Genomic DNA, 20602 nt, shown 5'->3' with positions numbered 1-20602 from the left:
ACGGGCTGTCATTGAGACAATAACGAAACGGCTTCTTTATGTTCGATATCGCATGGACAGAGCTACTGCTTGTCGCTGTGGTTGCCATTTTGGTGGTTGGCCCGAAAGAACTGCCGGGCATGTTGCGCACAATCGGACGCGCAATCGGCAGCGTGCGCAAGATGGCAGGCGAATTTCAGTCCACTTTGAATGACGCTGTCAAAGAAGCGGAGAAGCAGGCCGGCATTGATGAAATGCGGAAGCAGGCTGATGCTGCGCAGAACTTCAATCCACTTGGTGATTTGAAAAAGAGCCTTGAGGAAGAGAAGAAGAAGCTTGAAACCAGCATGAACCAGGCGACCAGCGATGTGAAAAGCTCGCTGAACGGTGAGGGCTCTGCTGAGGCGAAGCCAGAAGCTGCTCCAGAAGCAGCACCTGTGAAGGCTGAAGTGCCTGAGCAGAAAGTTGTTTCTTCTGCTGAGCTGGCTTCCACGCAAAAAGCTAAAGAAAGTGCCGCAAGCACTCCTTCCAGCAAAGATGAAAGCTAGGGCGGCTATTTTATGAGTGATAACGAAATTGAAGATTCACGTGCGCCGCTGATTGAGCACCTGATCGAATTGCGTTCCCGACTGATGAAGTCGGTCATCGCGATCGCTATTGCCTTTGTGGTCTGCTTCTACTTCTCTAACGACATCTTCAACTTCCTGATCAGACCTTATTCTGAGGCTGCTGGGGAAAGTATGGAAGTGAAGCTGATTTACACAGCTCCGCAAGAATGGTTCTTCACGCAGATGAAGCTGGCCTTGTTTGGTGCGTTGTTTATCGCTTTCCCTGTGATTGCCAGCCAAGTCTACATGTTTATGGCTCCTGGCCTTTACAAGCATGAACGCCGTGCGTTTGCGCCTTATCTGGTAGCGACGCCAATTCTGTTTGTGATTGGTGCTGCTCTGGTGTTCTACCTTGTGATGCCGATGGCAATGAGCTTCTTCCTTGCCATGCAGCAACTTGGTGTTGGTGAAGAGGCATCCATTGAGATGCTGCCGCGCGTGAGTGAGTACCTGAGCTTTGTGATGGTTCTTATCTTTGCGTTCGGTCTGGTTTTTCAGCTTCCGGTTGTTTTGACGCTTCTGGGTCGCGCGGGTCTTACGACTGCAGATTCCCTGAAATCTAAGCGTAAGTACGCAATTGTGGCGTCGTTTGCAGCTGCGGCAATTTTAACACCTCCTGATCCGATTTCGCAGATCGGTCTTGCACTTCCCACTCTGCTTCTCTACGAAGTCTCCATCTATTGTGTAAGGCTCGTCGAGAAAAAGCGCGAAGAGAAGGAAAAGGAAGAAGAGGAGTAAGCTCTCTTCCAGCTCTAACGTTTATTCCCGGCGGGTTGTTTAGAAGGCAAACCTGCCGGGGTTACTAAGTTATGCTTGATATCAAGTGGATTCGTGAAAATCAGGAGAGCCTTGATGCGGCTCTCGCAAAACGCGGCCAAGAGCCACGCGCTGCGCAGCTCGTTGAACTGGACGACGCGCGCCGTTCCCACACCACCAAGCTTCAGGAGGCGCAGCAGCGCCGTAACTCCGCATCCAAAGAAATCGGCATGGCCATGGGCCAGGGCGACAAGGAAAAAGCAGAGGCCCTGAAGGCTGAAGTTGCCGAAATCAAAAGCTTTATTCAGAACGGTGAAGACGAACAGCGCAAGCTGAACGCTGCGCTTGAGGATGCTCTGGCTGTTATCCCCAACATTCCGCTGGATGAAGTGCCAGTGGGTGAGAATGAGGCTGATAACGTTCTGCTGCACACGCATGGCGAGAAGCCTGAGCTGGATTTTGAGCCGAAAGAGCACTACGAGCTTGGCGAAAAACTGGGTGGCATGGACTTTGAAACTGCTGCCAAGATGTCCGGTTCCCGCTTTGTTATTCTGAAGAGCCAGATTGCCCGTCTGGAGCGTGCGCTGGGTCAGTTCATGATTGATCTGCACACACGTGAGCATGGCTACACAGAAGTTTCTCCACCACTGCTGGTGCGTGATACCGCGCTCTACGGCACTGGCCAGCTGCCGAAGTTCGGTGAAGATCAGTTCCGCGATCAGGACACTGGTCACTGGATGATCCCAACCGCTGAAGTTCCGTTGACCAACATGGTTTCCGGTGAAACGCTTAGCGAGGCTGATCTGCCGATCCGTGTGACTGCGCTGACTTACTGCTTCCGTTCTGAAGCTGGTTCTGCGGGTCGTGATACGGCTGGTATGCTGCGTCAGCACCAGTTCCAGAAATGTGAGCTTGTGTCCGTCACCGACGAAAATAGCTCTTTGGATGAGCTGGAGCGGATGCGCGAGTCTGCAGAGAAGGTTCTGAAGCTTTTGGGTCTTCATTACCGTGTGGTGACTTTGTGTAGTGGTGATATGGGCTTTGGTGCACGTAAAACCTACGACATCGAAGTTTGGCTTCCAGGTCAGGACGCTTACCGCGAAATCTCTTCCTGTTCTGTCTGTGGTGACTTCCAGGGCCGCCGCATGAATGCACGTTACCGTGTGGAAGGTGAGAAGGCGCTGAAGTTCGTTCATACCCTGAACGGTTCTGGCCTTGCTGTCGGTCGCTGCCTGATTGCAGTGATGGAGAACTACCAGAATGCAGATGGAACCATCACTGTTCCTGAGGCTCTTCGCCCATACATGAATGGCCTTGAAGTCATTGGTGCTTAAAAATTTGGTGTAAGCGTTGTTTTGATGGGAGGGCAGTCATGTCCTTCCGCACGACGGCGCGACGTTTATAAGGAATTGCTGCGATATGCGTATCTTACTAACCAACGATGATGGGATCCACGCTGAGGGTCTTGAGGTTTTGGAGCGCATCGCGCGGCAGATTTCAGATGATGTTTGGGTTGTGGCGCCGGAAACCGACCAGAGCGGTGTGGCGCACTCTCTTTCCCTGAATGATCCTTTGCGTGTTCGTGAAATCGACAGCCGTCATTTCGCTGTGCGCGGTACACCAACTGACTGTGTGATCATGGCGGTGCGTTCCATTTTGGATACGCCGCCAGATCTGGTTCTTTCCGGCATTAACCGCGGCGCCAACATTGCTGATGATGTGACGTACTCTGGTACCATTGCTGCGGCGATGGAAGGTACGCTGATGGGTGTTCGCTCCATCGCGCTGTCACAGGCGTATGCGTTTGGTTCTGAGTTCGGCCCGAACTACGACACGGCTGAAGCGCATGCTGTTGGTGTGATCCGCAGTCTGCTGGAATTCAACCTGCCGTCTGATACGCTGCTGAACGTGAACTTCCCGAAAGATGCGCCTGACATGGTAAAAGGTGTTAAGGTTGTGCGTCAGGGCAAGCGTGATGCAGGTTCACTGTATATTGAAAGCCGCAAGGACGGTCGTGGCAATCCATACCACTGGCTTGCGTTCCACAACCGCATTCCAAGTGCCCGTGAAGGCACTGACATCGGGGCTTTGAAGGAAGGCTACATTTCGGTCACGCCTTTGCACCTGAACCTGACAGCGGATGAGCTGATGGGGCAGTTGGAAAAGACGCTCGAAAAGTCCTGACTTGATTGATTGGGGCTTGTCAGCTTCTGGCAAGCTCCGCACTGCAGATAGACGGAGTGTTTAAAATGGAAGACAGTCTATTTGCTGATGAAGATGGTCGTTCTGCTGAGAACCTTGCCAAACAAGCGGCATGGGTGATGAAGCTGCGATCTGAGGGTGTGCAGAACCTTGAGGTTCTGGGCGCGCTGGAAGCTATTCCTCGTAAGTTATTTTTATCAGCGAGCCAGCAATTTCTGGCCTATGAAGATCGTGCGTTTCCCATTGATTGCGGGCAGATGAGCACTCAGCCGTCTCTGATTGGCAAAGTGGCAGATTTCCTGCAGATGAAGCCGGATCACTCGCTGCTGGAGATTGGCAGTGGCTCGGGTTATCAGTGCGCGGTTCTTTCCAAGATTTGTGATCGTATTGTGTCTCTGGAGCGGTATCGCACGCTGGCTGATCTGGCGCGCGAGCGTCTGCGGTCCTGTAAGATCCATAATGTGGATGTGATTCACGCAGATGGGCTTGTTGCGCCTGTGGATGAGGAGGATGACGGCGGACCGTTTGACCGGATTATTTTGAATGGCGCGCTGGAGCGTGTGCCGGGCTTTTTGTTTGATCGCCTTGCGCCAGGTGGCCGTCTTTTGGCGCCAATTAAGCATGAAAGCGGGCTTTGCCGGCTTACTCAGTATGACAAGGGTGGGCGCGGACTTGATGAAACGGAGCTGGGCCGGTTCCGCTATCTTTCCCTGACGCCGGGAATTGCTGCAAAACTGTAACCAAACGAGACTTTGATTAAGTCTTTATCAACTCTGTTGTCAGTAAACTTACGCCAGTTAGCCTTTTATTTGTATTGGGTAGGGCGATTATGCAGTTTCATTCCCGTGAGAAAGCCAGATTACGGCGCGGTGTCGCATTGTTTTTGCTGTCGGCAGGTCTTGCAGGTTGCAGTGGCAATGTGGACCGATTTGGTCAATCAGAATATGTTGATGAACCAACATCTCCGGCACAAACTGCCGTTGTAGTTACGCCCGGACTTCCATCAAGCAGCTCGAAATCTGTTGTTCAGCGCGGTGTTATGCTGCCAGCGCCAACATCGAGTGATGCGCCTATTGTGACCGGATCCACGCAGGCGACTGCGTATCCGAAGCAGACATGGCAACCAACATTTTCCAAGCAGCCTGTTCCGGTGAGCCAACGCAAGCGCGCGAGTGCTCTGGTGCCTGCCTCTCTAGCTAAAGCGCCAAATGATGGCACGCTTGGCTGGACGGCTGTGGGTGGACGCGTTGTTACGCTGAAGCGAAATGAGAGTGTTGAGAGCCTTTCCTGGCAGTATCGTGTGCCAGTTACTGAGATTCTTCATGCCAACCGTGTGACTGTCAGCTCGGCGCTGCAGCCTGGCGATTCTGTTGTGATCCCGGTGAAGATGGTGCGCAAGCCAAACCGTGAGCCGCGGGCAAGTGCGCGTGTGCTGCCGTCAAGCAGCACGCAGCCGGTGACAACGGCTTCTATTCCAGCGCAATACGTGACGCCGCTCAACGCCAATGGGCAGTCTGCAGCGAGCAAACAGTCACGTGATGAGTTTGCGACCAAGATTGCTGCTGCGTTGATCCCTCCGGGTAACGTGGGGGAGAGATCGCGTCCTGTTTACAGTGATGCACCGCCACCAGCTTATCCGGTTCAGCGCCGTGCGCCTGTTGCTGCGGTTCCAGCTTCCTCTCTGGAGCCTATTCAGCAGCCAGCGCCTGCGCAGGTTTATCGTGCGCCTCAACAGCCAACGACAACCTATCGCAGTCAATCTCTGACACCGATTGTGCCGCCTCAGCCAGCAAGTGCGCAGCCAGCTTATGGTGCGCCGGTTACAGGGCAGGCCGCTCGCAGCACTGCTGCACCACTGCGTGTTTCTGCTGTGCCGAAGAGCAAGCCGCAGGCTTATGTGGCTCAGCGTCCGGTTGCTGTGGCAAAGGCTTCGACTGCGAATGCGGTACCAAAACCGAAGCGGATTGCTCTTGCAAGTGCTCAGCCATTGCCGGTTGCGCCTGCGCCAGCAACGCAGCGTGCGCTTGCTAATTCTCTAGCACCTGCGCCAGTTCATACGGCCAGTGTGCAGAAGCCTCAGGCTCCGATTGTGCCTGTTGTGCGGGAAGCTGAAACTGATGTGGTGCGTTTGCAGCCGACTGAGGTTTCCAAGCCAGCTCCAGTGCAGCCTGTGAAGGTTGCGAGTGCGCCCAAGGCAGCGGCTGTTGCTGAGGAAACTACCTTCCGCTGGCCCGTTCGTGGTCGGATTATTTCAGACTTTGGTGTGAAGCCGGGTGGGTCTCGCAACGACGGTATCAACCTTGCTGTTCCGTCTGGAACGGACATCAAGGCAGCTGAAGACGGGACAATCGTTTACGCTGGTAACGAGTTGAAGGGCTTTGGGAATCTGGTTCTGATCCGTCACGACAACGGCTGGGTGTCAGCTTACGCTCATAACAAGGAGCTGAAGGTGCGCCGGGGTGATGTTGTGCGCCGTGGGCAGACGATTGCGATGGCTGGTGCGACCGGGTCTGTGACCCAGCCTCAGCTGCATTTTGAGCTTCGTAAAGATAATAAGCCGGTAGATCCGATGAGTTTCCTACCGCGCTCATAAAGGGGGAGGGCTCCTTAACGGAGACCTTTTCAAAGTCAGAACCCGCCGTGATGTTGACCTTCACACGGCGGGTTCTTGCGTTTTAGCTCAGGGTTTGACCGAGGCGACCTGCCAGGTCCTGAATGAACTGCCAGGCAACACGGCCAGAACGGGCGCCGCGGGTGGTGGACCACTCTAAAGCCTCAGCGCGCAGTTGCTCCTGATCGATCTTCAGATTGAAATGCTCGGTGTAGCCGTAGATCATGTCCAGGTATTCGTCCTGATTGCACTTGTGGAAGCCGATCCAAAGGCCGAATCGATCAGAGAGGGAGACCTTCTCTTCCACCGCTTCACTGGCGTGGATCGCTGTGGAGCGCTCGTTCTCCATCATATCGCGCGGCAGAAGGTGTCTGCGGTTGGATGTGGCGTAGAACAGGACATTGCTCGGGCGACCTTCAATGCCGCCGTCCAGAGCGGCTTTAAGGCTCTTGTAGCTGGTGTCATCGCCATCGAAGGATAGGTCGTCACAGAAGATGATGAAGTTGTAGGGTGCGCTGCGCAGCTCGTTCATGAGGGCAGGGAGCGCTTCAATGTCTTCACGGTGGATCTCGATGAGGATCAGCTTTCGGTAGCCCTCAGAGGTGCCGTGCTCGATATTGATGGCTGCATGAGCAGATTTCACCAAAGAAGACTTGCCCATGCCTCTTGCACCCCACAGCAGCACGTTGTTGGCGGGGAAGCCTTTTGCGAAGCGGCTGGTGTTCTCCATCAGCATTTTCTTGGAGTGATCGACGCCCTTGAGCAGGCTAATATCGACGCGATTGACTTTTGCAACAGGCGCGAGCTCAAACGGAGAGGGATGAAACACGAACGCATCGGCTTCGTCGAAATTGACGGGAACCGGAGGCTTGGGTAGGGAGCCTGCCAGCAGGCTGACAATCTCGTCCAGCTTTGATGTAAGAAGGGCGACTTCAGAGGTATTTTCTTTGGTGGTCATGTGTATCTACGTGATTAACTCAGGTGCGCTGGTGCGGGCTTTACGCAAAATGAACTAGGTGAAAAATTGTCTCAGCGGCGGTTCTGCTATTTGATCTGCGGCCAAGTATCCCTATTTACAGCTGTATCATGCCCAATACTCTTGGGGAAAGTCCCAGTTAGCATGTCAATGCCTTGAAAACACTGGAGTGGACTGTATAGTCCAGCCCAAAATCCTTGTTCTATCGGGCCAAGGTCAATTTTGGAGAGGCTCGCCTCGCCAATTGTTTAATGAACGCCATCAGGTTCCATTGGAATTTGTGGTAAGGAGAAACTAATGCTTATTACCCCTGCCTATGCACAGGCCGCAGGTGGTGCACCGGACGTGATCATGTCCATCGTGCCATTCGTTCTGATCTTCGTGATCATGTGGTTCCTGATCATTCGCCCTCAGCGTCAGCGCATGAAATCTCACCAGGAAATGGTGAACAATCTGCGTCGTGGCGATACTGTTGTGACCTCCGGTGGTCTGATTGGTAAAGTTGCCAAGGTTGTTGATGAAGCTGAGCTGCAGGTGGACATCGCGGAAGGTACGCGTGTGCGTATTGCTCGCGCAATGATCCAGGAGGTTCGCTCCAAAGGTGAACCTGTCAAGGACGGCGAATAATCGCGCCTTGATGCTTGTAGTTTCAGGCCGCTTTCCTGCTGAGGCACAGGCCTTGCGGAAGGCGGTCTGCCTATACTAGGACCGGGCATATACTCATGCTTCATTTCGCGCGTTGGAAAATCGCCCTGATTATCGTTGTGGTGCTGGGCGGTATACTTACAACATTGCCGAACTTCTTCCCGGCAAGCACTGTTCAATCCTGGCCGGATTTCATGCCTAAGCGCCAGATTGTTCTCGGTCTTGACCTTCAGGGCGGTGCTTATCTGCTCTATGAGGTTGATAAGGAAGATTACAAAGAAAAACAGTTCCGTCAGCTGGTTGGTAACATCCGCCGGGCCCTGCGCGAAAACCCACGTATCGGTTACACCGGTCTGGGCATTCAGGGAGACGGCGTTCAGGTGCGCATCCGTGATGCAGCACGTTACGACGAAGCTGAACGACGCCTTGCAGAACTGGTAAACCCGCTTAACTCCGGCGTTTTCGGCGGTGCAGCGGTTAACGAATTTGTTCTTGAGCCTCAAGGTGACGGCCTGTTCCGTATGGCCTTCTCTCAGGAAGGTCTGGACATGCGTCTTGCTTCTGTTGTGAGACAGTCCATTGAGGTGATCCGTCGCCGTGTTGATGAACTCGGCACGACTGAGCCTTCCATTCAGCGTCAGGGCACTGACCGTATCCTTGTTGAAGCGCCGGGTGAATCTAACCCACAGCGCCTGAAGGATATCATTGGTGCAACTGCTCAGCTGACTTTCCACCTTGTTAGCCAGGAAATGAGCGCGTCTCAGGCACTTCAGGGCCGTCCACCGAATGGTACGATGGTTGTTGAAGGCAATGACGGCCAGCCATACCTGCTGGATGAAACTCCGCTGCTGACTGGTGAAGAGCTGCAGGACGCTTCTGTGGCGTTTGACCAGCAGACCAATGAGCCTGTTGTGAACTTCCGCTTCAACACTGCCGGTGCCCGCGTCTTTGCGGATGTGACCCGTGCAAATGTTGGCCGTCCGTTCGCAATTGTGCTGGATAACGAGGTGATCACTGCGCCGGTTATCCGTCAGCCAATCACGGGTGGTTCCGGTCAGATCTCCGGTAACTTTACCGTTGATGGTGCGAATGATCTTGCAGTTCTGCTGCGTGCCGGTGCGCTTCCTGCGCGTCTGGACGTTGTCGAAGAGCGTTCCGTTGGTCCGGGCCTTGGTCAGGATTCCATTGATAGCGGTAAGATCGCGTCTATCGTCGCTGCTGCTGCGGTTGTCATCTTCATGCTGCTGGCTTACGGCCAGTTTGGTGTGATTGCGAACCTTGCACTGGCTTCCAACGTGTTCCTGATCTTCGGTGTGCTCACCACACTGCAGGCCACGCTGACGCTGCCAGGTATTGCGGGTGTCGTTCTGACCATCGGTATGGCGGTTGATGCGAACGTGCTGATCTATGAGCGCATTCGTGAAGAAGCGCGCGCAGGTCGCTCTGCCATCGGTTCTATCGATGCAGGCTTTAGCCGTGCACTTGGCACAATCCTGGATGCGAACATCACAACGCTGATCGTGGCTGTGATCCTGTTCTTCATCGGTTCCGGTCCTGTTAAAGGCTTCGCGGTGACCCTGATGATCGGTATCTTCACCACGGTGTTCTCTGCATTTACCGTGTCTCGTTTCCTCATCTCAGTATGGGTGAAGCGTAAGCGTCCATCCAAACTGCCAATCTAACTCGGAGCATGCTTTATGAAACTTCTTAGACTTGTTCCGGAGCAGACCAACTTCCGCTTTATGCATTGGCGGGTGTTGAGCTTCCCGTTTTCTGGAATTACAGCAGTTCTTTCCATCGTTCTGTTCCTGACAGTCGGCCTGAACTACGGCATCGACTTTAAGGGCGGTACACTGATTGAACTGCAGTCCACAAACGGTCCTGCTAACCTTTCTGAAATTCGCCGGACCCTTGGTGGTCTCAATCTGGGTGATGTTCAGGTTCAGGAGTTTGGTAGTCCTACCGAAGTTCTGATCCGTATTGAATCTCAGGGCGAAGGTGAAAGCGCACAGCAGGATGTGGTTGAAAATGTTCGCAGTGCTTTCACTGATGGATATGAGTTCCGCAGAACAGAGGTGGTTGGGCCACGTGTTTCCGGTGAGCTTGCATATGCAGGCACGCTGGCGGTTGGCTCTGCGCTGCTGATGATCATGTTCTACATCTGGTTCCGCTTTGAATGGCAGTTCGCAGTTGGCGCGATCATCACAACGTTCAACGATATTCTGCTGACGGTTGGCTTGTTTGCGATACTGCAACTGGACTTTACGCTGTCCAGTATCGCAGCGGTGCTGACAATCATCGGGTACTCGCTCAACGATACGGTGGTTGTTTATGACCGTATTCGTGAGAACCTGCGTCGCTACAAGCGTCTTTCTCTGGAAGAGCTGCTTGATAAGTCCATCAACGAGACCCTGTCCCGTACAACAATGACATCTGTCACCACCTTGCTGGCACTGTTTGCGTTGTACTTCCTGGGCGGTGAAGTGATCCAGTCCTTTGTGCTGGCGATGATCTTCGGTATCGTGATTGGTACTTACTCATCTATCTTCCTTGCTTCTCCGCTGCTGATGCTCATGAAGCTTCGCACTAGCGTGTTTGACAAGAAAGACGACGAGACATCTCCTGCAAAATCCGCTTAACCTGCGGAAACAGCTAGAGTTTTAGATGGGGCTGACTACAGTTGTGGTCAGCCCCATTTTCTATTGGACATTCTTTCGCGTGTAATTAAACAGAAGGCTATCATTTAGCGCGTATACTGGGCCAAAACAGCCCATCGGAGGTCATTATGGGAAAACGCGGCGAGCCTTTGGAAGTGCGGGATGCGCATTATCCGAGCATGGTTCAGATCGATGCCTACGGAAATGGCGGGTTTCGATTTGCCGATATGTCCCATCGTGGTTCTTTGATGTGTGTGCCTTCCGGTGTGTATGGCTGGGAGCCTAAGACTTTTGAGGAAATCACCGACGAAGCCCTGGAGCAGGTGCTTCAGGAATCTGATGGCATTGAAGTGCTGTTGATTGGTGCTGGTGATGAGTTGAAGCCATTCCCGGAAGCTCGCAAGGCACCGTTCCGCGAGAAAGGCATCATGGTCGATAGCATGTCTACCGGTGCTGCTGTGCGCACTTACAATGTGCTTCTTAATGAAGACCGGGCCGTGGCCGCTGTTTTTATTGCCGTTGAAAATACCTGAATGAGCATGGGACCCAGCTATGAGCCAGGCCTATAACTACTGCAATGACTTTGTAAAACGCTTCTCATACGAGCGTTACTTGAGTACGCTTTATGCGCCGATCACTGCGCGCCCAAGCCTGATTGCGCTTTATGCGTTTGCCTGTGAGATTGCGCGGATCCGTGAATTGGTGAATGAGCCGATGCCCGGTGAGATCCGGCTGCAATGGTGGCATGACGCGCTGAGTGGTACCGACCACGGTGATGTGATGCATAATCCGGTGGCGCAGGCGATCATCGAGACCATCGAGCATCACAAACTGCCGCGCGAGCCGTTTCTCAATCTGATCTCAGCGCGCCGGTTTGACCTTTATTCCGACCCGATGCCAACAGTGAATGATCTGGAAGGGTATTGCGGTGAGACCAGTTCTGCGCTGGTTCTGCTTGCCTCCATGATCCTGAGTGGGAAGCCGGCGGACCGTCAGGTCTCTGATGCGTGTGGTCATGGCGGTGTGGCTTATGCCATGTCTGGCCTGATGCAGACATTGGCATGGCAGGCCTCCCGCCAGCAGCAGTTCATTCCGAAGGAAGTGCTGGAACGGCACGACGTGGATCCGAATGCTTTGAAGGGCAACCGATCTGATGATGGTGTCTGGGCTGTGTTTGAGGAAATGGTGGAGCTGAGCCGGAAGCATCTGGATGACTGTGAAGAGGCTCTGGAAGGGATTGATAAGTCTGTCCTGCCAGCATTTTTGCCAGTGTTTCAGGTGGAGCTGTTCTTCAATGAGGCGGATAAAGACAGCTTTGAGCCGCTGCAAGTTTGTGGTGGCGCGCCGCATATTCGGCGGATGTGGCATATGTGGCGTACATCGCGCCGTCTTGCCAGATTGTCCCGCAAATAGAAAAAGGCCGGAATTTCCGGCCTTCTTTGTATCTTGTGCTAGGTGCTTGCTCTTTAAACGGTCGCAACCCAAGCTTTGAAGTCATCCAGACCACGTTTGGCCATGACCTGCTTTTTTAGGCGGGTCTTTTCTTTGCCGCGCAGACGCTTGCCTTCCGGATGCTTTGGCATTTCGTCCAAAGGCGGCAGCAGACCGAAGTTGATGTTCATCGGCTGGAAAGAGCGCGGGCCTGAACCATCTTCACGATCGATGTGGCCACCGGTGATGTGGTTGATGATCGCGCCGCAAGCGGTTGTTGCAGGCGGTGGTGCGATGTCCGTGCCAAGAGCCTGATGGGCTGCGAACAAGCCTGTCATGCAGCCAACAGCGGTTGATTCAACATAACCTTCACACCCGGTGATCTGACCTGCAAAGCGCACATGCGGCAGAGCCTTGAGGCGCATTTGCTCATCCAGCAGTCGTGGTGAGTTGAGGAAGGTGTTGCGGTGCAGGCCACCAAGGCGTGCGAACTGAGCATCTTCCAGACCCGGGATCATGCGGAAGATTTCGGACTGTGCGCCGTACTTCAGTTTGGTCTGGAACCCAACCATGTTGTAGAGCGTGCCCAGTGCATTATCCTGACGCAGCTGAACAACAGCATAGGCCTTGATGTCTGGCTGGTGCGCGTTGGTCAGGCCCATTGGTTTCATCGGGCCATGGCGCAGAGTTTCCCGGCCACGTTCAGCCATGACTTCGATTGGCAGGCATCCGTCGAAGTATGGGGTGTTTTCTTCCCATTCTTTGAAAGATGTTTTCTCGCCGCCGATCAGTGCATCAATAAAGGCTTCATACTGCTCTTTGTCCATTGGGCAGTTGATGTAGTCTTTGCCAGTGCCGCCTGGACCAACTTTGTCGTAGCGCGACTGGTACCATGCCTTGTCCATATTGATGGACTCAGTGTGGATGATCGGCGCGATCGCATCAAAAAAGGCGAGGGAGTCTTCGCCGGTTGCTTTCAGGATCTGCTCGGACAGTGCCGGGGAGGTCAGCGGGCCGGTTGCCAGAATAACCTGGCCGATTTCAGCTGATGGAATCTCGGTCACTTCTTCGCGGATGATCTCAACGTTCTTGTGGGCTTCCAGCGCAGCTTGAACTGCTTCGGAAAAGCCATCACGATCCACGGCCAGAGCGCCACCTGCAGGCACCTTGTTGGCATCTGCGGATCTCATGATCAAGGAGCCAGCTGCGCGCAGTTCTGCGTGGAGCAGGCCAACAGCGTTGTTTTCAGCATCGTCAGAACGGAATGAGTTGGAGCACACCAGTTCTGCCAAGCCGTCTGTTTTGTGTGCGTCAGTCTCACGGGTCGGGCGCATTTCGTGCAGAACGACCTTGAGGCCTTTTTCTGCAATCTGCCATGCTGCTTCGGAGCCTGCTAGGCCGCCACCAACCACGTGTATGGGTTGCTTCGTCATTTCCTATCCAATCGACTGGGCTTTCTGTTGCGCTAAAGCGTCCATGGAAGCCTAAGTGTTTATCGCTTGCGAATTGCTTAGCCTCTGAACTTGCTCAGTTCAATCATTTAGGCCATCAATCTTCCATGGTTGTGCAAAGTGATTCACATAAACACATGTATTTTTTAAATAAGAAATTCAAGAAGGTTTCTCGGGGCTTAGTGCTTGCAATTGCTGCAGTTGGGCTAAGTGCTTGCATGAGCCAGATTAATCGGCCGACAAGCACCTGGTATGCCCAGATGGGCGGAATCGAAAATATGGGTGACACACTTTACATCTGCCATGGGTTTGGATGCGAGTATCGCACTGCGGTTACCTTTAGCCAGAAAGATCAGCGCCGCCTCCGTGCGATCCTGAAGAAGGGTAGTCGTAGCCCTGAGGCGGAGCGTGCTGCAATTTCCAAGGCAGTGCAGTGGCAGGAAAAGCGTGTGGGGCCTGTGGTTGGCTCTTCCAACGATATTGGCGGGCTGGACATGAGCAACGGCAATGTCCGCGGACAGATGGATTGCATTGATGAAGCGACCAACACCACCAGCTTGCTGGCTTATGCAGGTTCACAAGGGTGGTTGAAGTACCACCGTGTAGCACGCCCAGCTTCCCGGGGCTTTTTCTTTGATGGCAAATACCCGCATGCGTCTGCTGTTGTTGTTGATACCACCACGGATATTCCATGGGTGGTGGATAGCTGGCGTTTGAGTAATGGCGAGCCGCCGGACATTTTGCATATGTCCAGATGGTTGACGATGACCAGCGCGGATCTGGTGAAGCCAGTGACCAAGTAAGTCTGGTTCAATCTCAAAACTGCGAGCAAGAGAATGAGGGCGTATCAGCACAGCTGATGCGCTTTTCTTTATCGCGTGCTGGTTTTGGAGCTTACTTGGGCGATTAATAAAAAATAGGCCCTTAAAACAGCTAACGCCCGTCGATGGGAGGAACGACGGGCGAAGCTAGTAAACAGAGAACTGGGAGGAAATCTCTGTTTTGAAACCATCAAGCGGCTTGGGAGGAGGTGCCACTTGAGGATTGTATGTTAGGCTGCCGAGGTTTGATTGGGAGGAGTTCCTCAGCGGCCTTGAGTTGGTTTATACAAAAGACTTTTCGATTGTGCATCACATCATTTCGCATGTCCGATATGCAAAAAATGCATGGCATTGTGGCGAATGATGGCGCTAACACTCCTCAAAACGACATAAATGCTAAGAAGTGCGATTGTGCGCCGCAGCAATTTTGTGATCTGCGGCACAAATCTGCATACCTGAAAAGCTGAAAGGCCGGTTTTCAGGCACTTAGAGCTAAAAATTTAATCATATTTCAAGGAGTAAGGCGCCTTGAGCCGATGTCGCAGACAAAGGTGCGTGCATTGGCAACTTATGCCATTGGAGTGAAGTGAGCGGCTCTGCGTGCGCAAAATGTGCAAAAGAAAAGGCCGGGACAGTGCCCGGCCTTTGGATAACTATTCTGCTGCGTCCAGTTTGTTGGCGCTTCGTCGGTCAAACAGTTCTTTGAGGAACTGGCCGGTGTAGCTTTCCGGCACCTCTGCAACGTCTTTTGGCCGACCTGTTGCCACGATAGTGCCGCCACCATCGCCGCCTTCCGGACCAAGGTCGAGAATCCAGTCAGCGGTTCTGATGACTTCCAGATTGTGCTCAATCACCAGCACCGTGTTGCCTTGATCGACGAGTTCATGAAGAACATCGAGCAGTTTGGCGACATCATGGAAGTGCAGGCCAGTTGTTGGCTCATCCAGAATGTAAAGCGTGCGGCCTGTTGAGCGTTTGGAAAGCTCTTTTGCTAGCTTCACGCGCTGTGCTTCACCGCCTGACAGTGTGGTTGCCTGTTGGCCGACCTTGATGTAGCCGAGGCCAACACGGGCGAGGGTTTCCATTTTATCGCGGATGGATGGAACGGCGGAGAAGAAGCCTGCTGCTTCCTCAACAGTCATGTCCAGAACATCTGCAATGGATTTGCCCTTGAACTGAACTTCCAGCGTCTCGCGATTGTAGCGTTTGCCTTTACAGACATCACACGTGACGTACACATCCGGCAGGAAGTGCATTTCAATCTTGATGACACCATCACCCTGACACGCCTCACAGCGTCCGCCTTTCACGTTGAAGGAGAACCGGCCCGGTGCGTAACCACGTGCTTTTGCTTCCGGCATGCCTGCAAACCACTCGCGGATCGGCGTGAAGGCGCCGGTGTAGGTGGCCGGGTTGGAGCGTGGGGTTCTGCCGATTGGAGACTGGTCGATGTCGATGACTTTATCCAGCCGCTCCAGACCTTCGATACGGTCATGCGGGGCAGGGTTATCGCGCGCACCGTTGAGGCGGCGAGCGGTTGCCTTGTAGACAGTATCGATCAGGAACGTGGACTTGCCGCCGCCGGATACACCTGTCACGCAGGTAAATGTGCCAAGTGGGATGCTTGCGTCGACTTCTTTCAGGTTGTTGCCACGAGCACCGAAGACCTTGATCTGGCGGTTCTTGTCGATCTTGCGCGGCTCATCCGGCTGCGGGATGCTCATTTTGCCGGAGAGGTACTTACCAGTGAGAGAGGCCGGGTTGGCCATCACTTCTTCTGGTGTACCTTGTGCAACCACCTGGCCGCCATGGATACCTGCGCCCGGTCCCACATCCACCACATGGTCAGCTGTGAGAACGGCATCTTCGTCGTGTTCAACCACGATGACAGTGTTGCCCAGATTGCGCAGATGCTTCAGCGTTTCCAGCAGACGTGCGTTGTCGCGCTGGTGCAGGCCGATGGACGGTTCGTCCAGAACATAAAGAACACCGGTGAGGCCAGAGCCAATCTGAGATGCAAGACGGATACGCTGGCTCTCACCGCCTGACAGGGTGCCGGAGGAGCGGTCCATGGAAAGATACTCAAGACCAACGTCATTGAGGAACTTTAGGCGCTCACGGATTTCCTTCAGGATGCGATAGGCGATTTCGTTCTGCTTATCAGAGAGCTTCTCTTCGATGCTGGAGAACCAGTCGTGTGCTGTTTTGATGGAGAGTGCGGTGATCTCGCCAATGTGGCGGTCTGCAATCTTCACGCACAGCGCTTCTGGCTTCAAGCGGTAGCCGTTACAGGCATCACAGGCGTGGTCTGACTGATAACGGGACAGCTCATCGCGCACCATCTGGGAATCGGTTTCACGCCAGCGGCGTTCGATGTTGCCGACGACGCCCTCAAACGGTTTTTCGGTTTTGTAGGAACGGGTGCCGTCATCATAGACAAACTGCACTTTGGTTTTGCCCGTGCCAAACAGGACCGCATTGCGGAAATCTTCTGGCAGTTCCTTCCAGGCTTTGGTCATTGGCTGCTTGTAGTGCTTGGCCAATGCTTCCAGGGTCTGGGTGTAATATGGAGAGGTGGAACCGGTTTTCGACCACGGCAGGATTGCGCCGCCGCGTAAAGACAAGGACTGATCCGGCACGACGAGTTCAGCTTCAAACGCCAGTTTGGTACCTAGGCCGTCACAGGTTGGGCAGGCGCCGAACGGGTTGTTGAATGAGAACAGGCGTGGTTCAATCTCAGGAATCGTAAAGCCGGAGACCGGACAGGCGAACTTTTCGGAAAAGACGATTTGCTTGGCTTTGCCTTTTTCATCCTTCTGGTCGGCGAACTCAATTGTTGCCAGACCTTCAGCCAGTTCCAGAGCAGTCTCCAGAGAATCTGCGAGGCGGCCAGTCATGTCTTCACGTACGACAACACGGTCAACGACCACATCAATGTCGTGCTTGAACTTCTTATCCAGTGCTGGGGCATCCGCGATTTCGTAGTACTCGCCATCAATTTTGACGCGTTGGAAGCCCTTTTTCATGAGCTCGGCGAGCTCTTTCCTGTACTCCCCCTTGCGGCCGCGCACGATTGGGGCCAGCAGGTAAAGGCGTGTGCCTTCGTCCAGCATCAGGACGCGATCGACCATCTGAGAGACGGTCTGGCTTTCAATAGGAAGGCCGGTTGCCGGAGAATATGGGATACCGACACGCGCAAACAGAAGGCGCATGTAATCGTAGATCTCAGTGACCGTGCCCACGGTAGAGCGTGGGTTTTTGGAGGTTGTCTTCTGTTCGATGGAAATGGCTGGAGACAGGCCGTCGATCTGATCAACGTCCGGTTTCTGCATCATTTCAAGGAACTGGCGGGCGTAAGCGCTCAGGCTTTCAACGTAGCGGCGCTGCCCTTCAGCGTAGATGGTATCAAAAGCGAGGGAAGATTTGCCTGAGCCGGACAGGCCGGTCATGACGATCAGGCTATCGCGTGGAAGGTCCAGATCCACATTTTTCAAGTTATGTTCGCGAGCGCCGCGTACAGTAATCTGCTTCATTAGATCAGCGCGCGTGGAATTGTTTTCGATGTCATGTGTTGGCGACTTCGCCATGGAACTGTCCTTTATCACGGATGCCGAGTTCGCATATAAAAAGCAAAACAGGTCAGGGCGCGATCCTCAAAATGAAGGAGAATGTGCGCTGGAAATCAGGTGGAACATAAACGGAACAATTTTAAGGGGCAAGCCTTTTTGAGTTCGCTCTCAGAAAATTGTCCTTTAGAAAAATTGAGAGTTGAACTTGGCGTTTTCACAAGGCATTGTACTGGAACAAATATAGAACGAGTGGAGAGCCCTGCTTCCTGACGCCTGATATTCAAAAGGAAAGCCTCGGAAATGTGGACAACCGGGGCCGCTTTGCGAAAGCCTGTTTGATTTGTAGAGCGCGGAGCATAGGTTACTTGCCAACTTAACCTGCTCAGCTATGAGTTGGTTCAGATTTAGGAGTAATTCAATGGCCGGTAGCGTCAATAAAGTCATTTTGGTTGGAAACTTGGGCGCAGATCCGGAAATTCGCCGTACGCAGGATGGTCGTCCGATCGTCAACTTGCGTATCGCGACTTCCGAAAGCTGGCGTGATCGCAACAGCGGCGAGCGCCGTGAGCGCACTGAATGGCACCGCGTTGTTGTGTTTAATGAAGGCCTTGCAAAGGTTGCTGAGCAGTACTTGCGCAAAGGCTCCAAAGTTTACATCGAAGGCCAGCTGCAGACCCGCAAATGGCAGGACCAGAGCGGTCAGGACAAATACTCTACTGAGATTGTTCTGCAGGGCTTCAATTCTACGCTGACCATGCTTGATGGTCGCGGCGAAGGCGGCGGCATGGGTGGCCAGGGTGGCCAGTCCGGCGGCGGCTTTGGTGGCGGCGGTGGCGGCTACGACCAGGGCGGTGGCTTTGGTGGCGGTGGCAACCAGGGCGGCGGCTTCGGCGGAAGTGGCGGCGGTGGGCAGGCTCCATCCGGCGGTTTCGGCGGCGGAATGGACGACGAAATCCCGTTCTAAGCCAAGCGCATTATTCATTAAGGCCCGGCGTGAGTATCAGCTCATTGCCGGGCTTTTTTGTTAGCGGCGGTTTATATGAGTGCGTGTCTTCTCTCAGCATTGGAGCTGGTAGAGCTGGTGCTACGAAGAGAGACGTTGCTGGGGCAGGATGCTTTGTGTGCGTTTATGCAGACGTAGCCATTTGCTTGCAGAACTTATCACGATGTAAGGAAGAGAAATGGTACGCCCAAGGGGAATCGAACCCCTGTTTCCGCCGTGAAAGGGCGGCGTCCTAACCGCTAGACGATGGGCGCACTCTACAGCGTTTTCGCCGTGCGGCGCGCTGTGTGAGGAGGCTTATAGATTTTCACTAGGATAATGTCTAGTGCTTAAAATTTTATAATTCAAACAATCCACAAATATGAGGATGGCATATACTTTTCTTAATTATGCTTTGATTTCAGCGCCTCAATGCTGATTGAGGCGCTGTATCAGATCCTATTGGATTACCAGCTTCCGGTGTTGCCCATGGAGAGCCATGGTTCGGCTGGCTTAAGATTTGCGCCTTTTTGCAGCAGTTCGATGGAAATGCCGTCTGGAGAAACGATGAATGCCATGCGGCCATCACGTGGTGGGCGGTTGATGGTGATGCCAGCCGCCTGCAGTTTTTCGCAGGTCTCGTAGATGTTATCGACTTCATAGGCGAGGTGGCCGAAGTTGCGACCGCCGGTGTATTCCTCCGGATCCCAGTTATAAGTCAGTTCCAGCGCAGGAGCAGAAGAAGCGTTGAAGGCTTCTTTATCTTTAGGTGCTGCAAGGAACACCAAGGTGAAGCGGCCTGCTTCGCTTTCGTGGCGGCGTACTTCTTCCAGTCCGAAGATCGTGCAGTAGAAGTTGAGTGACTCATCCAGATCTTTAACCCGGACCATGGTGTGCAGATAACGCATGTCGAACACTTTCTTATATGGGGTGGCTCTCAGAACAGGAGCCAGCGGAGGTTGAAGTTGAGCGAAGCTAGCGTGAAAAATGATAAAGGGAAAGGGTGCCTAGTATTTCTGATTTGGGAATATACAAGGTACACCTCGCAGTAGTGTGTATCCGATGATGTGGTGGGCTTTTGAAAGTAACACGGGGTTTCATGGGATAAAATCTTCAGTAGTGTTAGCTATACCCCCTCCAAACTTCAGGTAAATGGTGTTGATAGGACAACACTAACCAAATCAATGGGGGATCATTTAGCTCTTTGTTAATTTTTTACCTTCTTGGCGTCGGGCGTGATGATATTCTTTTCGTGGAATCAAGTGGCGTTCGGTTCGAAATGGACGCTACATTTCAGATGCGGCAAATTTCGGGGCATTCATCATGGTGGTAAAAACGGCGCCTCAGGTAGGCTCTGTCGAGGACCTGGTTGACGATACAGCCTTAGATGTTCTTCAGGTAGCAGGAACAATCAAGTGGTTTGATATTGGGAAAGGCTATGGTTTTGTAGAGCCGGAAGACGATCTGCCTGACGTCTTGCTGCATGTTACATGCTTGCGCAGAGACGGGTATCAGACTGCCTATGAGGGTGCTCGCGTTGTTTGCGAGGTCTTAAATCGTCCACGTGGTTTGCAGGCGATGCGCATTCTTTCCATGGATGAAAGCTATGCGGTTCATCCGTCACAGCTGCCGCCATCCCGCACTCATGTTCAGGTCACTCCAGAGGGTAGCTTTGTTGAGGCTGAAGTGAAGTGGTTTAACCGTGTCAAAGGCTTTGGCTTCCTGACACGCGGTGAAGGCACGGAAGATATCTTTATTCATATGGAAACTCTGCGCCGCTTTGGTATCACTGAGCTGCGGCCGGGCCAGAAGGTTCAGGTGCGCTTTGGTGATGGTCCAAAAGGCAAGATGGCTGCAGAGGTTCGCCCTGTTGGAAATGGTACGCATATTCCAGCGTCGCACTAAAGAGATCTG

The 20602-nt window shown here is 53.4% G+C and carries 18 protein-coding genes and 1 tRNA gene; 14 read left to right on the top strand and 5 right to left on the bottom strand.

The window, feature by feature from the left end; all coding sequences use genetic code 11:
* Positions 1 to 38: 38 nt before the first annotated feature.
* The 6 genes from tatB (at position 39) to PSE_RS15770 (ending at position 6138) form a co-directional block, all read left to right on the top strand.
* A complete protein-coding gene (gene tatB, locus PSE_RS15795; protein WP_008546621.1) occupies positions 39 to 527 on the top strand; it encodes a Sec-independent protein translocase protein TatB in 489 nt (162 codons plus the stop codon).
* Positions 528 to 539: 12 nt separating this feature from the next.
* A complete protein-coding gene (tatC, locus tag PSE_RS15790) occupies positions 540 to 1325 on the top strand; it encodes a twin-arginine translocase subunit TatC (RefSeq protein ID WP_008547224.1) in 786 nt (261 codons plus the stop codon).
* A gap of 71 nt (positions 1326 to 1396) precedes the next feature.
* Positions 1397 to 2677 (top strand): serine--tRNA ligase, encoded by a 1281-nt coding sequence (serS, locus tag PSE_RS15785; RefSeq protein WP_014285786.1) that lies wholly within the window; start codon positions 1397 to 1399, stop codon positions 2675 to 2677.
* A gap of 85 nt (positions 2678 to 2762) precedes the next feature.
* Positions 2763 to 3527: a 5'/3'-nucleotidase SurE gene (gene surE / locus PSE_RS15780; protein WP_008547068.1), complete on the top strand. Its 765-nt coding sequence runs from the start codon at positions 2763 to 2765 to the stop codon at positions 3525 to 3527.
* A 65-nt stretch (positions 3528 to 3592) separates the two neighbouring features.
* Positions 3593 to 4285 (top strand): protein-L-isoaspartate O-methyltransferase, encoded by a 693-nt coding sequence (locus PSE_RS15775; RefSeq protein WP_051125924.1) that lies wholly within the window; start codon positions 3593 to 3595, stop codon positions 4283 to 4285.
* Positions 4286 to 4374: 89 nt separating this feature from the next.
* A complete protein-coding gene (locus PSE_RS15770) occupies positions 4375 to 6138 on the top strand; it encodes a M23 family metallopeptidase (protein WP_014285784.1) in 1764 nt (587 codons plus the stop codon).
* Between the two features lie 82 nt (positions 6139 to 6220).
* Here PSE_RS15770 and PSE_RS15765 read toward each other — a convergent pair whose 3' ends face one another.
* Positions 6221 to 7114, bottom strand: coding sequence for an ATP-binding protein (locus tag PSE_RS15765; protein WP_014285783.1), 894 nt, complete (start codon positions 7112 to 7114; stop codon positions 6221 to 6223).
* Between the two features lie 315 nt (positions 7115 to 7429).
* Between PSE_RS15765 and yajC the strand changes: the two genes are divergently transcribed.
* From yajC to PSE_RS15740, 5 genes are all read left to right on the top strand, one after another.
* Positions 7430 to 7759 (top strand): preprotein translocase subunit YajC, encoded by a 330-nt coding sequence (gene yajC / locus PSE_RS15760; protein ID WP_008546278.1) that lies wholly within the window; start codon positions 7430 to 7432, stop codon positions 7757 to 7759.
* A 95-nt stretch (positions 7760 to 7854) separates the two neighbouring features.
* Positions 7855 to 9459 carry a protein translocase subunit SecD gene (gene secD, locus PSE_RS27705; RefSeq protein ID WP_014285782.1) on the top strand — a complete coding sequence of 535 codons (1605 nt, stop codon included), beginning with the start codon at positions 7855 to 7857 and terminating at the stop codon, positions 9457 to 9459.
* A gap of 15 nt (positions 9460 to 9474) precedes the next feature.
* Positions 9475 to 10416 (top strand): protein translocase subunit SecF, encoded by a 942-nt coding sequence (gene secF, locus PSE_RS27700; protein WP_008546498.1) that lies wholly within the window; start codon positions 9475 to 9477, stop codon positions 10414 to 10416.
* Between the two features lie 146 nt (positions 10417 to 10562).
* Positions 10563 to 10967 carry an Mth938-like domain-containing protein gene (locus PSE_RS15745; protein WP_014285781.1) on the top strand — a complete coding sequence of 135 codons (405 nt, stop codon included), beginning with the start codon at positions 10563 to 10565 and terminating at the stop codon, positions 10965 to 10967.
* Positions 10968 to 10986: 19 nt separating this feature from the next.
* Positions 10987 to 11847 (top strand): phytoene/squalene synthase family protein, encoded by an 861-nt coding sequence (locus PSE_RS15740; RefSeq protein WP_014285780.1) that lies wholly within the window; start codon positions 10987 to 10989, stop codon positions 11845 to 11847.
* Positions 11848 to 11900: 53 nt separating this feature from the next.
* On the opposite strand, the gene trmFO is transcribed toward PSE_RS15740, so the two are convergent.
* On the bottom strand, positions 11901 to 13298 hold the full coding sequence (gene trmFO, locus PSE_RS15735; protein WP_083841576.1) for a methylenetetrahydrofolate--tRNA-(uracil(54)-C(5))-methyltransferase (FADH(2)-oxidizing) TrmFO: 1398 nt from the start codon (positions 13296 to 13298) through the stop codon (positions 11901 to 11903).
* Between the two features lie 236 nt (positions 13299 to 13534).
* Here trmFO and PSE_RS15730 point away from each other — a divergent pair, with 236 nt between their 5' ends.
* Entirely contained in the window at positions 13535 to 14119 is a 585-nt protein-coding gene (locus tag PSE_RS15730) for a hypothetical protein (RefSeq protein WP_208997953.1), read from the top strand.
* Positions 14120 to 14790: 671 nt separating this feature from the next.
* On the opposite strand, the gene uvrA is transcribed toward PSE_RS15730, so the two are convergent.
* On the bottom strand, positions 14791 to 17724 hold the full coding sequence (gene uvrA, locus PSE_RS15725) for an excinuclease ABC subunit UvrA (protein ID WP_014285776.1): 2934 nt from the start codon (positions 17722 to 17724) through the stop codon (positions 14791 to 14793).
* 400 nt (positions 17725 to 18124) lie between these two features.
* Between uvrA and PSE_RS15720 the strand changes: the two genes are divergently transcribed.
* Positions 18125 to 18670 (top strand): single-stranded DNA-binding protein, encoded by a 546-nt coding sequence (locus tag PSE_RS15720; RefSeq protein ID WP_014285775.1) that lies wholly within the window; start codon positions 18125 to 18127, stop codon positions 18668 to 18670.
* A 218-nt stretch (positions 18671 to 18888) separates the two neighbouring features.
* Here the strand turns inward: PSE_RS15720 and PSE_RS15715 are convergent.
* Positions 18889 to 18963 (bottom strand) — tRNA-Glu (locus PSE_RS15715).
* A 192-nt stretch (positions 18964 to 19155) separates the two neighbouring features.
* Positions 19156 to 19596 carry a VOC family protein gene (locus PSE_RS15710; RefSeq protein WP_041768601.1) on the bottom strand — a complete coding sequence of 147 codons (441 nt, stop codon included), beginning with the start codon at positions 19594 to 19596 and terminating at the stop codon, positions 19156 to 19158.
* Between the two features lie 415 nt (positions 19597 to 20011).
* Between PSE_RS15710 and PSE_RS15705 the strand changes: the two genes are divergently transcribed.
* Entirely contained in the window at positions 20012 to 20593 is a 582-nt protein-coding gene (locus PSE_RS15705; protein ID WP_008546686.1) for a cold-shock protein, read from the top strand.
* The last annotated feature ends 9 nt before the right edge of the window (positions 20594 to 20602 follow it).

The sequence above is a fragment of the Pseudovibrio sp. FO-BEG1 genome, from assembly GCF_000236645.1.
Taxonomy (GTDB): Bacteria; Pseudomonadota; Alphaproteobacteria; order Rhizobiales; family Stappiaceae; genus Pseudovibrio.
Note: the sequence above shows the minus strand (reverse complement) of the source record. Positions and strands in the feature narration are given on the sequence as shown.

Excerpts from the sequence above, each read along its gene's own strand:
- PSE_RS15720 (WP_014285775.1), top strand. The coding sequence starts at position 18,125 with ATGGCCGGTAGCGTCAATAAAGTCATTTTGGTTGGAAACTTGGGCGCA.
- secD (WP_014285782.1), top strand. The coding sequence starts at position 7,855 with ATGCTTCATTTCGCGCGTTGGAAAATCGCCCTGATTATCGTTGTGGTG.
- PSE_RS15710 (WP_041768601.1), bottom strand. The coding sequence starts at position 19,596 with ATGCGTTATCTGCACACCATGGTCCGGGTTAAAGATCTGGATGAGTCA.
- tatC (WP_008547224.1), top strand. The coding sequence starts at position 540 with ATGAGTGATAACGAAATTGAAGATTCACGTGCGCCGCTGATTGAGCAC.
- PSE_RS15705 (WP_008546686.1), top strand. The coding sequence starts at position 20,012 with ATGGTGGTAAAAACGGCGCCTCAGGTAGGCTCTGTCGAGGACCTGGTT.
- surE (WP_008547068.1), top strand. The coding sequence starts at position 2,763 with ATGCGTATCTTACTAACCAACGATGATGGGATCCACGCTGAGGGTCTT.
- PSE_RS15740 (WP_014285780.1), top strand. The coding sequence starts at position 10,987 with ATGAGCCAGGCCTATAACTACTGCAATGACTTTGTAAAACGCTTCTCA.
- tatB (WP_008546621.1), top strand. The coding sequence starts at position 39 with ATGTTCGATATCGCATGGACAGAGCTACTGCTTGTCGCTGTGGTTGCC.
- yajC (WP_008546278.1), top strand. The coding sequence starts at position 7,430 with ATGCTTATTACCCCTGCCTATGCACAGGCCGCAGGTGGTGCACCGGAC.
- PSE_RS15730 (WP_208997953.1), top strand. The coding sequence starts at position 13,535 with ATGAGCCAGATTAATCGGCCGACAAGCACCTGGTATGCCCAGATGGGC.
- PSE_RS15745 (WP_014285781.1), top strand. The coding sequence starts at position 10,563 with ATGGGAAAACGCGGCGAGCCTTTGGAAGTGCGGGATGCGCATTATCCG.
- PSE_RS15775 (WP_051125924.1), top strand. The coding sequence starts at position 3,593 with ATGGAAGACAGTCTATTTGCTGATGAAGATGGTCGTTCTGCTGAGAAC.
- secF (WP_008546498.1), top strand. The coding sequence starts at position 9,475 with ATGAAACTTCTTAGACTTGTTCCGGAGCAGACCAACTTCCGCTTTATG.
- uvrA (WP_014285776.1), bottom strand. The coding sequence starts at position 17,724 with ATGGCGAAGTCGCCAACACATGACATCGAAAACAATTCCACGCGCGCT.
- trmFO (WP_083841576.1), bottom strand. The coding sequence starts at position 13,298 with ATGACGAAGCAACCCATACACGTGGTTGGTGGCGGCCTAGCAGGCTCC.
- PSE_RS15765 (WP_014285783.1), bottom strand. The coding sequence starts at position 7,114 with ATGACCACCAAAGAAAATACCTCTGAAGTCGCCCTTCTTACATCAAAG.
- PSE_RS15770 (WP_014285784.1), top strand. The coding sequence starts at position 4,375 with ATGCAGTTTCATTCCCGTGAGAAAGCCAGATTACGGCGCGGTGTCGCA.
- serS (WP_014285786.1), top strand. The coding sequence starts at position 1,397 with ATGCTTGATATCAAGTGGATTCGTGAAAATCAGGAGAGCCTTGATGCG.